At 68.3% G+C, this 14,613-nt stretch carries 12 protein-coding genes; all 12 read left to right on the top strand.

All coding sequences use genetic code 11. The features are described 5' to 3' along the window. The first annotated feature begins 17 nt into the window (after positions 1 to 17). The 12 genes from JL100_RS27210 (at position 18) to JL100_RS27150 (ending at position 14,610) form a co-directional block, all read left to right on the top strand. Positions 18 to 1,085, top strand: a complete 1,068-nt coding sequence (locus tag JL100_RS27210) for a CsgG/HfaB family protein (RefSeq protein ID WP_202684962.1) — start codon at positions 18 to 20, stop codon at positions 1,083 to 1,085. A 163-nt stretch (positions 1,086 to 1,248) separates the two neighbouring features. Further along, positions 1,249 to 2,196, top strand: a complete 948-nt coding sequence (locus JL100_RS27205) for a hypothetical protein (RefSeq protein ID WP_202684961.1) — start codon at positions 1,249 to 1,251, stop codon at positions 2,194 to 2,196. A gap of 125 nt (positions 2,197 to 2,321) precedes the next feature. After that, the gene (locus JL100_RS27200; protein WP_202684960.1) at positions 2,322 to 3,485 is read left to right on the top strand and encodes a hypothetical protein; all 1,164 of its coding nucleotides are present in this window, start codon (positions 2,322 to 2,324) and stop codon (positions 3,483 to 3,485) included. 118 nt (positions 3,486 to 3,603) lie between these two features. Beyond that, the gene (locus JL100_RS27195) at positions 3,604 to 4,539 is read left to right on the top strand and encodes a hypothetical protein (protein WP_202684959.1); all 936 of its coding nucleotides are present in this window, start codon (positions 3,604 to 3,606) and stop codon (positions 4,537 to 4,539) included. A gap of 91 nt (positions 4,540 to 4,630) precedes the next feature. Next, on the top strand, positions 4,631 to 5,035 hold the full coding sequence (locus tag JL100_RS27190; RefSeq protein WP_202684958.1) for a hypothetical protein: 405 nt from the start codon (positions 4,631 to 4,633) through the stop codon (positions 5,033 to 5,035). A 210-nt stretch (positions 5,036 to 5,245) separates the two neighbouring features. Then, complete coding sequence (locus JL100_RS27185) at positions 5,246 to 6,538, top strand: nucleotide sugar dehydrogenase (protein WP_202684957.1); 1,293 nt, start codon at positions 5,246 to 5,248, stop codon at positions 6,536 to 6,538. Continuing rightward, complete coding sequence (gene selD, locus JL100_RS27180) at positions 6,526 to 8,760, top strand: selenide, water dikinase SelD (protein ID WP_202684956.1); 2,235 nt, start codon at positions 6,526 to 6,528, stop codon at positions 8,758 to 8,760. The genes JL100_RS27185 and selD overlap by 13 nt, the downstream gene beginning before the upstream one ends. Before the next feature lie 30 nt (positions 8,761 to 8,790). After that, entirely contained in the window at positions 8,791 to 9,036 is a 246-nt protein-coding gene (locus JL100_RS27175; protein WP_202684955.1) for a hypothetical protein, read from the top strand. Positions 9,037 to 9,072: 36 nt separating this feature from the next. Next, a complete protein-coding gene (fdh, locus tag JL100_RS27165) occupies positions 9,073 to 12,273 on the top strand; it encodes a formate dehydrogenase (protein WP_323378331.1) in 3,201 nt (1,066 codons plus the stop codon). After that, a complete protein-coding gene (locus JL100_RS27160) occupies positions 12,273 to 13,181 on the top strand; it encodes a 4Fe-4S dicluster domain-containing protein (RefSeq protein ID WP_228420929.1) in 909 nt (302 codons plus the stop codon). The genes fdh and JL100_RS27160 overlap by 1 nt, the downstream gene beginning before the upstream one ends. Beyond that, positions 13,178 to 14,290, top strand: a complete 1,113-nt coding sequence (gene nrfD / locus JL100_RS27155) for an NrfD/PsrC family molybdoenzyme membrane anchor subunit (RefSeq protein ID WP_202684952.1) — start codon at positions 13,178 to 13,180, stop codon at positions 14,288 to 14,290. Before JL100_RS27160 ends, nrfD begins: the two co-directional genes overlap by 4 nt. Then, the gene (locus tag JL100_RS27150) at positions 14,287 to 14,610 is read left to right on the top strand and encodes a hypothetical protein (protein ID WP_202684951.1); all 324 of its coding nucleotides are present in this window, start codon (positions 14,287 to 14,289) and stop codon (positions 14,608 to 14,610) included. Before nrfD ends, JL100_RS27150 begins: the two co-directional genes overlap by 4 nt. Positions 14,611 to 14,613: the final 3 nt, after the last annotated feature.

The raw sequence follows: 14,613 nt of genomic DNA, 5'->3' as shown, positions 1-14,613 counted from the left end.
GACGGAGATATCCGATCATGAATTTCAAGAAACTCGCCCTTGTCGCGACCAGCCTGGCCGCCCTGTCGGCCTGCGCCTCGACCCACCCCGAACTGGCCCTGTCCGAACAGCCCATGCTGGAGCAGCAGACCGTCAGCCTCGATGAACTGGCTTCGCTTCCGGAACCGGCGCGCAAGCTTTCGGTCGCGGTCTACCGGTTCGACGACCTGACCGGCCAGAACAAGCCGAATGAGAATTTCTCCGAATACAGCCGGGCGGTGACCCAGGGCGGCGCCACCATCCTGGTCCAGGCGCTGGAGAAGGCCGGCGGCCGCAAATGGTTCACCACCGTCGAGAGGGCCTCGCTCCCCTCGGTCCTCCAGGAACGCCAGATCATCCGGGCGACCCGCGAGGAATACGGCGGGCGCAATCAGCCGGCGCTGCCGCCCATGAGCTTCGCCGGGATCATCCTGGACGGCGGCATCATCGGCTACGACAGCAACACCATCACGGGTGGCGTCGGTGCCCGCTATCTCGGCATCGGCGGCGACGTGAAGTATCGGCGCGACACGGTGACCGTCTATCTCCGCGCCATCGCGGTGCAGACCGGCGAAATCCTGAAGTCGGTCAGCACGACCAAGACCATCTACTCGGTCGGCGCCCAGGGCGGTGCCTTCCGCTTCGTCGGCTTCAAGGAACTGCTGGAGATAGAGACCGGCTTCACCACCAACGAGCCGCCGACCCTGGCTGTCCGCCAGGCGATCGAGAAGTCGGTCTACGCCCTGGTGGTCGAGGGTTTGGTGGACGGTTACTGGGGCCTCAAGGACCAGTCGCTCGCCCAGCCGCTCATCGACCGGTACTGGCGCGAGAAGGACGGCCTCTACGGCGTCCAGACGGTCAAGGCGACACTGGAGGAGTACCGGAACGGCCAGAACGGCACCCGGATCGAGCCGCCGCCGAGCGACGAACCCCAGGTCCGGCCCAGCCCGGAAGGCCAGATCCAGCCGGAAGTGCAGCCGGGCCTGCCGCCCGCCCCTCCGGCCCCGGTCTATGTGCTGCCCGACGGCCGCAGCCCGATCCCCGGCGCGCCGTCGATCAAGGAGTGACGCGCCGGTCAGTATATCTGGAAGACGACAAGGAGAGCCCGCAAGTCAGGCAAGCTTTGTGCCCGACTTGCGGGAAGTTCTCGGAAAAGAAATTCGTTAGACCATTTCAGGTCGACTTCATCACCCTACCAGTATTTCTCAGCAAGCGAAAGTTCACAACTCCATGCGTAAGGTTCTTCTCTCCACCGTCGCTCTCGTGGCTCTCTCCATCTCCGGTTCCGCGGTGGCGGCGCCCAAGGACGCCAAGCTCAGCAACGAGGCCTATGTCGAGCAGATCGGTTCGGGCAACGTCAACACCCAGGACCAGACCAACAACAACGCCCACTCCGTCATCGGTCACCTGAGCGACACCAGGCAGGACGGCGAGCGCAACACCGCCTCCACGACCCAGCGCGGGACCAAGCACGACGCCAGGATCAACCAGAAGGGCGTCGAGAACGAGGCGATCCAGAACCAGCAGGATGGTGCCAATTTCACCGGCATCGTCCAGGACGGCTACAAGAACCGGGCGGCCGCCACGCAGTCCGGCGGCATCCAGGACGCCTACATCGACCAGTACGGCTCGTACAACGAAGCGTCGCAGTCGATGGCCGGCGGGCAGCACGACTCCGACATCGATCAGCGTGGCCTGGCCAACAAGGCGTTCTCGGTCCAGTCGGGCTACGAGAACGACAACAAGATCGACCAGTGGGGCGACGACAACGAGGCCCGCGTCACCCAGTCCGGCATCGCGACGGCGCAGACCGCCAACAAGGTCGACGTGACCCAGTACGGCACGGACAACAAGGCGACGGTCGATCAGGCGGTCGGCCGCGGCAACGAGGCGACTGTCGGCCAGTACGGCACGTGGAACGAGGCCGAAGCACTCCAGTCGGGTTCCGACAACACCCTGACGCAGATCCAGGTCGGCTACAGCCACTTCGCCAAGGCGGAACAGCTCGGCAACGGCAACGACGCCATGCAGCTCCAGTTCGGCAGCGACAACGAGGCCCGGGTGAAGCAGTTCGGCGGTAACAACAACTATTCTTTCCAGAAACAGGAGAATTCTTACAACTACTCGATCGTTTCCCAAAAAGGAAGTGATAACCGTTCCTCTGTTACGCAGAAATAAAAGGATCGGTGCGGGAGTATTTATGCTCCCGCCTGATTGCCTGTAATTCGGTGAATGATTTGGTTAGGCCATTTCAGTGGTCGTTGTTTCTGGCTTTTGTTATAATCAAAGAAAGGTCCAAGGACATGCGCACTCTTCTTCTTTCCACCGTCGCTTTCGCCGCGCTGACCGTCTCGGGCGCCGCGCTGGCGGACAGCAACGCGGCCTATGTCGATCAGGTCGGCAACAACCACATGGCCGACGTCAAGCAGACCGGTGCCGACCTGTATGGCAAGGTCACCCAGTCCGGCGGCAACGGCTCCGACGCCTACATCACGCAGACCGGCGCGCGCAACAGCACGACGCAGACGCAGACCGGCTCCGACCACCTTGCCACGGCGGTCCAGTCCGGCTCCGACAACCGCCCGGTGGACATCTACGTCTTCGGCCGCCGGATCGGCACCGCAGTCTACGGCATCGACCAGACCCAGACCGGCACCGAGCAGAAGGCCGAGGCGACCCAGGCGGGCAGCAAGAACCGGATCTCGCAGGAGCAGAAGAACCACAAGAACAACGCGATCGCGACCCAGCACGGCGGGTCCAGGCAGACCATCCTGCAGGACCAGGACGGCGTCGAGAACTATGCCGTCGCCGGTCAGCCGGGCATCGGCTCGAACAACCTGATCGACCAGGAGCAGGACGGCGGCCACAACGACGCCATCGCCTACCAGAGCACCGGTTCGTCCCTGACCACCAAGCAGAAGCAGGACGGTGACGTGAACGTCGCCATCGTCAACACGCAGGGCGGCGCGCTTGGCCTGATCGACCAGTTCCAGAGGGGCGACCACAACCGCGCCGAGGCCAAGGCGGACGGCCTCGGGCTGGCGGCCTACCAGACCCAGGTCGGCGACTACAACCAGGCCTACGTCACGCAGACCGGCAACTTCAGCAAGGGCGAGCAGGTCCAGGCGGGCGACTCCAACGTAGCCCACATGACCCAGGGCACCGCCGCCTTCAGCTACGGCCTCCAGTTGCAGGAAGGCAACGACAACCTGGCCAGGCTGAGCCAGTCCGGCTACGGCGGCAATGTCTCCTACCAGTACCAGATCGGCGACGCCAACGAATCGGACGTGACGCAGGCCGGCTCGTGGAACGTCTCCACCACCCGCCAGAACGGTTCCGAACACTACGCCCTGGTTTCGCAGACCGGCAGCGGCAACAACTCGAAGGTCGAGCAGTACTACTCCAAGAACGCCGCCTACGTGACGCAGAACGGTTCCGGCAACCGGTCCACCGTGACCCAGCGCTAAGCGGGCCGGCGCGGGAGCCTCCGTGCTCCCGCGCGTCCCCACGGGCCTTCGTCCGTCCATTCCCCCGCGTCAAGCCGGCGAGCGACCGGCGCTTACGATCAAGAGAGGCTGAACGACCATGCGGAAAATTCTTCTCTCCACCGTGGCCCTCGCCACCCTCGCAGCCGCCGGGCCGGTGCTGGCGGACAACAACTATGCCTATATCGACCAGATCGGTAACGGCAACTTCAACGACACGGCCCAGAGCGGCAGCCGGAACGAGATCACCGTCACCCAGGAAGGCGACGGCAACGCCGCCTCCATGTCGCAGACCGGCACCGACAACGGGTACCTGCAGTACTCCACCCCGGTGGACGGGATCAGCTATGACTCGCGGTCCTTCCAGTACCAGAAGGGCGACGGAAACAGCGCCTCGGCCGTCGTCAGCGGTACGAAGAACTGGAGCCGGCAGACGCAGGTGGGCGACGGCAACGGTTCGATCGTCCTCCAGGAAGGCACCTCGAACCAGGCGATCCTCGTCCAGAAGGGAACCCTCGCCAAGCCCGAGGTCGAGAACAACCGGGCGTACCAGCAGCAGGACGGCAACCGGAACAAGGTCACCATACGGCACTCGTCGAACGGCAACATCGCGGCCCAGTTCCAGTCGGGCGACGACAACGAAGCCATCGCCACCTCCAGACCCAGAGGCGGTGACAACATCGCCGCGCAGGCCCAGGCCGGCAGCCGGAACCTGGCGGAGATCGACCAGGTCAGCGCCGGCAATTTCGCGGGACAGATCCAGGTGGGCGACGACAACGTGGCGGGCATCCTCCAGGAGGACGGCATCGGCAACTTCGGCATGCAGGTCACCTACGGCGACGGCAATTTGCTGGACCTGACGCAGAAGGGCGGGGGCAACATCTCCTGGCAGTACCAGAACGGCGATGCCAACAAGTCGATGGTTCAGCAGCACGGCTCGCAGAACCGCTCCGGCATGTCCCAGATCGGCAACGGCAACTACGGCTCGACGGCCCAGATCGGCAACGGCAACCAGTCCGCCGTCAAGCAGAACTGACACCAGGTCCGGCATCGATCCCCGGGGCACGCTTCGGGGAAGCCTCCGGGCTTCCCCCCTTCTCCTTCACTCTTCCAGCCGGGAGGCGACGATGCGCAAGCTCCTGTTCTCCGCCCTGATCCTGGCGGCACTCGGCTCCGGTCCGGCCATCGCCGGGTCCAGCAGCGCCTATATCGACCAGATCGGACGCGACAATGCGGTCTCGATCACGCAAAACGGATCGAACAATTTCTTCGAGACCCGGCAGAGGGGACAGCGGAACGAGACTTCCCTCCTCCAGTCCGGGTCCGGCAACTTCGCGGTCGTCAACCAGACCGGCAACCGCAATCAGGCGGCCGGCCTGCAGACCGGCACCATGGCGGCGACCATCACGCAGAACGGGAACCGGCACGAGGCCACGTTCTCCAGCAACGTGACGGCGAATCCGAACGCCCCGCCGGTCACCATCACCCAATTCGGCACCGGGGCCAAGGTCTCCGTCAGGACCATCCGGTAGCCGTTCCCAGGCATGGGCCCTTGCCATTGCGGCAGGAGAGGGGGGCCGTGCACGCACGAGAGTGCGGCGATAGCCAGACTTTACCCCGGTGCGCGCCCGCGCGCGCCGGGGCTTTTTTCGTCCGGAGGGGCCGGTTCATCGGATTTCCCGCGGGAGCGCCTATCTGCTATCTGTCCGCTCCCGTCCTCCACACCGAAAGAAACCCGGCCCATGCGCAGCGATCACGCCATCTCCATCGTCGGGCTGGGATATGTGGGACTGCCCATCGCGGTCGCGTTCGGCCGGAGCGGCCAGCGGGTCATCGGGTTCGACATCGACTCCCGGCGGATCGCCGAACTTCGGCGTCACCGCGACCGGACCGGCGAGGTCACGGCGGAGGCGCTGGCGGAGGCCGGGATCGAGCTGACCGACGACCCCGCCGCCCTGGCGGAGGCGACCGTCCATATCGTCACCGTGCCGACGCCGATCTCCGACGCGAAGCGGCCCGACCTGGGGCCGCTGCTGTCCGCGTCGCGCACCGTGGGGCGACAGCTGAAGCGCGGCGACCTCGTGGTGTTCGAATCGACGGTGTTCCCGGGTGCCACCGAGGCGGAATGCGTGCCGATCCTGGAGGAGCAGTCCGGGCTGTCGTTCGGTCGCGACTTCGAAGTGGGCTATTCTCCGGAACGGATCAATCCCGGCGACCGCGAGCACCGGTTCGAGACGATCACCAAGGTGGTCTCGGCTTCCAGCCCGGCGGCGCTCGACCGGGTCGCGGCGCTGTACGGCGGCGTGGTCAGGGCCGGCATCCATCGGGCGCCGTCGATCGCGGTGGCGGAGGCCGCCAAGGTGATCGAGAACACCCAGCGCGACCTGAACATCGCCCTGATGAACGAGCTGGCCTGCATCTTCCAGCGCCTCGGCATCGACACCCGCGACGTGCTGGAGGCGGCGGGGACCAAGTGGAACTTCCTGAACTTCACCCCCGGCCTGGTCGGCGGCCACTGCATCGGGGTTGACCCCTATTACCTGACGCACCGGGCGGAGCAGGCGGGCTACCAGCCGGAAGTGATCCTTGCCGGGCGACGGATCAACGACGGCATGGGCGCCTTCATCGCGCAGGAAACCGTCAAGCGGCTGATGCGGGAAGGCGGCGGCGCGGGCAGCGGGATGCGGGTCACCGTCCTGGGCCTGACCTTCAAGGAGAACGTGCCGGACATCCGCAACACCCGCGTCGTCGACATCGTGCGCGAGCTGGAAAGCTTCGGCGTCGCCGTCGCCCTGCACGATCCCCTGGCCGACCCGGCCGAGGCTCGGCACGAGTACGGCATCGAGCTGCTGCCGCTCGACGCCCTGCCGCCGGCCGGCGCCGTGATCCTGGCCGTCCCGCACGCCGGCTACCTCAAGGCGGGCTGGCCCGGCATCGCCCGGCTGCTCGACGGCGGGCGGGGGCTGGCGGTGGACGTCAAATCATGCCTGGACCGGGCCGCGGTGCCCGACGGGGTCCTGCTGTGGCGCCTGTGAGCGGCGGGACGTCCTCCGTCGGGACCATGGCGGAGCTGGTGCTGGTCGGCGGCGGCCATTCCCACGTCCATGTGCTCAGGAGCTTCGGCATGCGCCCGATGCCGGGGGTGCGGGTCACGCTGGTGACCCGGGACGTGGAGACGCCCTATTCCGGCATGCTGCCGGGCTTCATCGCCGGCCATTACGACCATGATGCCTGCCATATCGACCTGATGAAGCTGGCGGGGTTCGCCGGCGCCCGGCTGATCCATGCCGAGGCGGCGGGCCTGGACCGGGCTAACCGCGCCGTGCTGCTGACCGGCCGGCCGCCGGTGCGCTACGACGTGCTGTCGCTGGACATAGGGTCGACGCCCCGGGCCCACGACGTTCCGGGTGCGGCCGAGCACGCGACGGCGGTCAAGCCGGTGGACAGGCTGGCCGGCCGCTGGGCGGCGGTGGTGGAGCGGGTCCGCGCGGCCGACCGGCGGCTCGACGTGGCGGTGGTCGGCGGCGGGGCGGCGGGGGTGGAACTGGCGCTGTCGATCGACCACCGGCTGAAGTGTCTCATGGCGGCGGAAGGAAAAGCGGCGCTCCGGCCCCGCGTGGTGCTGGTGACGCGGGGGCAACTCCTGGCGAACGACAGCGCGCGGGTCCGTGACCGTTTCGTCCGCCTGCTGGCCGAGCGGGAGGTCGAGGTGCTCACCGACGCCGAGGTGGCCGCGGTCGAACCGGGCGCCCTGGTCTGCGCCGACGGCCGGCGGATCGCGTTCGACGAGGCGCTGTGGGCGGTCCAGGCGGGTGCCGCGCCCTGGCTGCGCGGGACGGGGCTGACGCTCGACGAGCGCGGCTTCGTCGCGGTGGAAGCGACGCTGCGCTCCGTGAACGACGACCGGGTGTTCGCGGCGGGCGACGTGGCCGCGGTGCTGGAACACCCGCGCGAGAAGGCGGGGGTCTTCGCGGTCCGCCAGGGGCCGCCGCTGACCGGCAACCTGCGCCGTGCCCTGGCCGGCCAGCCGCCGGTGCCCTTCACGCCGCAGCGGAGTTACCTGAAGCTGATCAGCACCGGGGACCGCTACGCCGTCGCCTCGCGCGGGGGCTTCTCCGCGGAGGGGCGCTGGGCCTGGTGGCTGAAGGACCGGATCGACCGGGGCTTCATGAGGAAGTTCCAGGAGGTCCCGGCGATGACGCCGAAACCCATGTCGGCTTCGCCGGCCGAACCGCGCTGCGCCGGCTGCGGCGCCAAGGTGCCGGCGGAGGCCCTGAAGGGCGCGCTGCGCCGGCTCGGGCTGGACTCCGGAACCGACGACGCCGCGGTGATCCAGCCGCCGCCGGCCGGGCGGCTGACCGTCCAGACCGTCGATTTCCTCCGCGCCTTCACGGGCGATCCCTACCTGTTCGGCCGGATCGCGGCCAACCACGCGCTGGGCGACATACACGCCATGGGGGCGGAACCCTCGACCGCCCTGGCAATCGCCTGCGTGCCTCCGGGGCGGCCGGACATCGTCGAGGACGACCTGTTCCAGATGCTGAGGGGCGGGCTGGACGTGCTGCGGGACGCGGGCGCCCTGCTGGTCGGCGGCCACAGCGCGGAAGCGTCGGAGCCGGCATTGGGCTTCACCGTCACCGGCTCGGTCGAGCCGGGACGCCTGCTGCGCAAGGGGGGCCTCCGGCCGGGCGACCGGTTGATCCTGACCAAGCCGCTCGGCACCGGGGTGCTGCTCGCCGGCGCGATGCGGGGCAGGGCGCGGGCGCGCTGGGTGGCGGGGGCGCTCGCGGCGATGGACCAGCCGTCGGGACCGGCCGCCCGCTGCCTGGCGGAGCATGGGGCCGGCGGCTGCACCGACGTGACCGGGTTCGGCCTGTTCGGCCATCTGGTCGAGATGATGCAGGCGTCGGGAACCACCCTCCGCCTCGATCCCGCCGCCGTCCCGGCGCTGGACGGCGCCGCCGAATTGCTGGAGGCCGGCGTCCGCAGCACCCTGCATCCCGGCAACGCCGCGGCTGCGGCTCATGCCGACGGTCCCGTGCCGGACCTGCTGTTCGACCCGCAGACCGCCGGCGGCCTGCTCGCCGGGGTGCCGGCCGACCGGGCGGAGGATTGCGTCGCGGCGCTCCGGAACCTTGGCCATGTCCACGCGGCGGTGGTCGGTGCCGTCGAATCCGCCGCCGGTTCCGAACCCCGAATCATTCTTGGGAACCTCCCGCCCTGGCCGTCGTTACCAAACCGGGAGTTTCGACGGTAAAGACGCCGCGAGGGCGAAAGGTCCGGGTCCATGAAGTCCGCGCTGAAGACCATGACCGGCACCATCACGATCGTCCAGGAAGGGCGGTTCAAGATGGAGCCGGAGGACGGCCAGCCGATGCTGTTCGTCCTGGCGCCCTCGGCGCCGGTCGAGCCGCAGGACCTGCCGGGCCTCCAGCGGTCCCAGGCGCGGGTGACCGTCCATTACAAGGATGCCGACGGCCTGATCGCCGGCATCGTCCAGGACATGTGGCTGGCCGACGGGACCGGCCGGTGAATCGCCGGTGATGAGATTCAGAGCGAGGGCACGACCATGAAACGCATCCGCAGCCGCACGATCCCCGAGCGCATCGGGAGCTTCGTCCGCGAATGGTCCGTCCCGCGCCAGGTCGCCGGCCAGTCCTCCGCCACCAAGGCGGCGGAAAGCTCCATGTCGCGGGGCCTGAGGCCCCGGCTGGAGGAGGCCGACACGGTCGGCACCAACATCTGCCCCTACTGCGCGGTCGGCTGCGCCCAGCTGATGTACGCCAAGAACGGCCGGGTGATCCATGTGGAGGGCGACCCGCGGAGCCCGATCAACCAGGGGACCCTGTGCCCCAAGGGAGCGGCCACCCTGGGCCTCATGACCATGCCCGACCGGATCGACAAGGTGCTGTACCGGGCGCCCCACTCCGACCGGTGGGAGGCGAAGCCGATGGACTGGGCGATGGACCGCATCGCCCATCTGGTCAAGCAGACCCGCGACGAGACCTTCGTCCACAAGCTGCCCGACGGCACCACCGTCAACCACACGCTGGGCCTCGGCTCGCTGGGCGGCGCCACCCTGGACAACGAAGAGAACTACCTGATCAAGAAGCTGTTCTCGGGCGGCCTGGGGATGGTCTGGATCGAGAACCAGGCCCGCGTCTGACACAGCTCGTCGGTGCCCAGTCTGGGTGCCACCTATGGCAGGGGAGCGGCGACGCTCGCCCAGTGGGATCTCGCCAATTCCGACTTCGTCCTGGTGATGGGGTCGAACATGGCCGAGAACCATCCGATCGCCTTCCGCTTCGTGATGCAGGCGAAGGAGAAGGGCGCCACGATCGTTCATGCCGACCCGCGCTTCACGCGGACCTCGGCCATGTGCGACATCCACGCGCCGCTGCGCGCGGGATCGGACATCGCGTTCCTGGGCGGCATGATCCGCTACATCCTGGAGAACGACCTGTGGTTCAAGGAATACGCCCTTGAATACACGAACATCGCGATGATCATCTCGCCCGACTACCAGGACCCGGAGCAGCTGGACGGCGTCTTCTCCGGCTGGGACGAGGGGAAGAAGAGCTACGTGCTCGACACTTGGCAGTACGAGGGCATGAAGGTGCCGTCGTCGCTGGCCGAGCACCACGCGACCACGACCGAGTCCTTCAACGACACCTCAAAGACCACCAGCGAAGGGCCGCCGCCGCACGACCGCACGCTCCAGCATCCCAACTGCGTCTACCAGATCATGAAGCGGCACTACGCCCGCTACACGCCGGAGATGGTCGAGCGGGTGACCGGCTGCCCGGCCTCGACCTTCCTGAAGGTCTGCGAGGCGATCACCCGGAATTCCGGCCGGGACAGGACCGGGGCGATCTGCTACGCGGTCGGCTGGACGCACCACAGCACCGGCGTGCAGATGATCCGCGGCGCCGGGATCATCCAGGCGCTGCTGGGCAATGTCGGGCGGCCGGGCGGCGGTGTGCTGGCGCTGCGCGGGCACACCAGCATCCAGGGCAGCACCGACATCCCGACCCTGTACGACATGCTGCCCGGATATCTCCAGCAGCCCCACGCCTACCGGCCGCACAAGGACTTGAAGCAGTTCCTGGAGACCGAGCAGACGCCGACCGGCTGGTGGCACAATTTCCCCAAATACATGGTCAGCCTGCTCAAGGCCTGGTACGGCGACCATGCGGCCCCGTCCAACGGCTTCGGCTACGAGTGGCTGCCCAAGATCGTCGGCGACCACAGCCAGCTTCCCCAGACGCTGGCGATGCGCGACGGGGTGATCCGCGGCATGTTCTTCCTGGGCCAGAACCCGGCGATCGGCGGCAGCAATTCCAAGATGGTGCAGGCCGGCATGGCCGAACTGGACTGGATGGTGGTACGCGACTGCGCCGAGACCGACACCGCCTCCTTCTGGTACCAAGGTCATCTGGTGCGCGACGGCGACCTGAAGCCGGAGGACATCAAGACCGAGATCTTCCTGATGCCGGGCTCGCTGGCCGGCGAGAAGGACGGCACCTTCACCAACACCCACCGTCTGCTGCAGTGGCATGACAAGGTGGTGGACGGCCCGGGCGACAGCCAGTCGGAGCTTTGGTTCATCTATCACCTGGGCCTCCGCCTGAAGGCGCTGTACGCCGACAGCGACAAGGAGCGGGACCTGCCGATCCGGAACCTGACCTGGGACTATCCGGAGATGGGGCTGGACCGCGACCCGTCCGCCGAGGCCGTGCTGAAGGAGATCAACGGCTATACCTGGGTCGAGCGCAAGCAGCTGACCGGCATCAACGACATCAAGGACGACGGCTCCACCGCCTGCGGTTGCTGGATCTATTGCGGCGTCTTCCCTGAGGAAGGCGACAACCGGTCCCGCTCGCGCCGGGCCGACGGGCCGCAGGGACCGGGAACCCACCTGGGCTGGGGCTTCGCCTGGCCCGAGAACCGCCGCACCCTGTGCAACCGGGCCTCCGCCGACCCCGAGGGCAAGCCCTGGTCGGAGAAGAAGCGGCTGGTCTGGTGGGACGCGGAGAAGGAAAGCTGGACCGGCGACGATTCGATCGACTTCCCCAAGACCAAGGCGCCCGGATACGACCCGGACTGGAGCAAGCACCCGGTCGGCATGGAAGCGCTGGACGGCCGCAGCCCCTTCATCATGATCGCCGACGGCAAGGCGTCGCTGTTCGCCCCGTCGGGAATGAAGGACGGTCCGCTGCCGACCCATTACGAGCCGCTGGAAAGCCCGGTGCGCAATCCCCTGTACGGGCGGCAGTCCAACCCGGTCGCCAAGCGCTGGGAAGAGGCCGACAACCAGCTGGCGGAGCCCGGCGATCCGCGTTTCCCCCACGCCTTCACCACGTACCGGCTGACCGAGCACCATTCCGGCGGCACGCCGACCCGCTCCGTCCCGGTCACGGCGGAGCTTCAGCCGGAAGGGTTCGCCGAGATCCCGACCGAGCTGGCGCGGGACCTCGGCATCGGGAACACCGACTGGATCGTGATCTCGACGCTGCGCGGCGAGATCGAGACGCGGGCGCTGGTGACCGACCGGATGCAGCCGTTCCGCCTCGCGGAGGGGCGGGTCGTCCACCAGGTCGGCATGCCCTGGCATTTCGGCTGGAAAGGCTACGCCACCGGCGACATCGCCAACGTGCTGACCGCCGTGGTCGGCGACCCCAACACCAGCATGCACGAGAACAAGGCGCTGGTCTGCAATGTCAGGCGCGGACGCCTGATGAGACATGACGGTTCCCGAGGAGAAGACTGATGGGCGTCCACCCCCGGGCACTCGACTATGCTGAGTCCTTCCCGAACGGGGTGATCCCGGACGAGTCGGAACTGACCTGCGGCACCAAGATCGTGCCGGGCAAAAGCTATGGCTTCTTCACCGACACGACCCTGTGCATCGGCTGCAAGGCCTGCGAGGTGGCGTGCAAGGAATGGAACGGGCTGCCGGCCGACAACCTGGGCCTGACCGGGCACAGCTACGACAATACCGGCGACCTGGGCGCCGACACGTGGCGGCACGTCGCCTTCGTCGAGAAGATCGGCAGCGGCGGCGACCGCGCCCGGGACATGGCACCGTTCCAGAGCAACTGGCTGATGATGAGCGACGTGTGCAAGCACTGCGCCAACGCTCCCTGCCTGGAAGCCTGCCCGACCGGCTCGATCTTCCGAACCGAATTCGACACCGTGGTGGTCCAGCAGGATATCTGCAACGGCTGCGGCTATTGCGTGCCGGCCTGCCCGTTCGGCGTGGTCGAGCTGAGCGCCGCGGACGGCAAGGCGCACAAATGCACGCTGTGCTACGACCGGTTGAAGGGCGGGCTGGAGCCGGCCTGCGCCAAGTCCTGCCCGACCGACAGCATCCAGTTCGGCGAGGTGGAGGAACTGTTCGACCGCGCCCGGCAGCGGGTCGAGAGCCTTCACGAGAAGGGCGCCACCGACGCCTATCTCTACGGCGCGCCGGACACGCCGGGGGCGACCGGCGGCCTGAAGCACCTGAACGCCTTCTTCCTGCTGACCGACAGGCCGGAGGTCTACAACCTGCCCGCAGCGCCGACCCGGGCGAGCGGGCGGGTCCGGCCCAGCTTCCTGACGGGGCTCGCCGCCATGGCCGGGCTGACCCTCGCCGCCGCGGCCCTGATGTCGGCCGGGCGGGGAGGGGACCGATGAACGCGGTTCCCGATGCGATGGCGCCCGATGCGATGGCGCCCGATGCGATGGCGCCCGATGCGATGGCGCCCGATGCGATGGCGCCCGATGCTATGGCGAAGGACTGGAAGGGCGAGACCTATTACGGCCAGGCGTCCCTGAAGCCGAGCCCGTTCGACTGGAAGATCGCCGCCTATGTCTATATCGCCGGCATCGCGGGATCGTCGCAGATCGTCGCGACGCTCGCCGACCGGCTGGGCGACGGGCGGGACGAGACGATCGTGCGCAACGGGCGCTATCTGGCGCTGGCCGGCGCGCTGGCCGGGCCGCCGCTGCTGATCGCCGACCTGAAGACGCCCGAGCGATTCTACAACATGCTGCGGATCTACCGGACCAGTTCGCCCATGTCGTTCGGGTCCTACATCCTGACCGGGTTCGGCCTCGCCAGCGGCCTGACCGCCCTGGGCCACATGGCCGGCGAGCGGCGGCGGGACGGCAGCCGGTCCGGTCTTCGGCGCGCGGCCGACATGGCGCAGGTCCCGGCCGCCTTCCTGGGTGCCGGAATGAGCACCTACACCGCGGCGCTGCTCAGCGCCACCAGCACGCCCCTGTGGGCGGCCGCGCCCCGCGCCATGGCGGTGCAGTTCGGCACCTCGGCCATGGCGACGGCCGCGGCGGCCCTGTCCCTCGGCGAGCAGGTCGCGGGCGATCCCGGGAACTGCCGGCGGCTGGACGGCCTCGCCGCCATCGCCGCCGCCGGGGAACTGGTGGCCTCGGCCGTGGCGGAGCGCCGCCAGCGCGAGGCCGGCGTCGGCCAGCCCCTGCGCGAGGGGCCGATCGGCGCCGGATACAAGGCCGGGGCGCTGGCGCTGGGCCTGGGCGTGCCGCTGGCCTGCCACGCGGTCAACGCGCTGTCGAAGCGGCCGAGCCGGGGGCTTTCGGTGCTGGGCTCGCTCGCGATCCTGGCGGGGGGGATGGTCATGCGCCAGGCCGTCTTCCAGGCCGGCAACCGGTCGGCGGAGCGCCCGGACGAGTATTTCCGCCTGACCCGGCGGGAACCGGAGGGGACTTCCCCGCGCCGCCGCGTCGACCGCGATCTCGCCGCGCGCGGCGCGAGGCGGCTGCCATGATCGGGCCCGAGGTGATCGAGCGGCACGGCTGCGGCAAGGCCCTGGAAATGCTGGACCGGGTCCTGGCCGAGAGGCCGGAGCAGCACCACGAGGAGGTCGTGGAGGTGCTGCGCTGCCTGGTCGCGATGCGCGACCACCTGATCCACGAGCGCCGGAGGCAAGGACCGTCGCCGGACCTGGACGAGCACCTGGACCATGTCAACGCCGTGGTCAGCGTGATGACCTCGGGGAGCTTCCCGGTGGTAGGGCTGAACCACGAGCGGCTGAAGGATGCCCGCGACCTGATGGCGGAAATCATCGACACGGCCCGGCGGGGCTGAGCC

Source organism: Skermanella mucosa, from assembly GCF_016765655.2.
GTDB classification, from domain to species: domain Bacteria; phylum Pseudomonadota; class Alphaproteobacteria; order Azospirillales; family Azospirillaceae; genus Skermanella; species Skermanella mucosa.
This window is presented reverse-complemented; position numbering and strand designations above follow the sequence as displayed.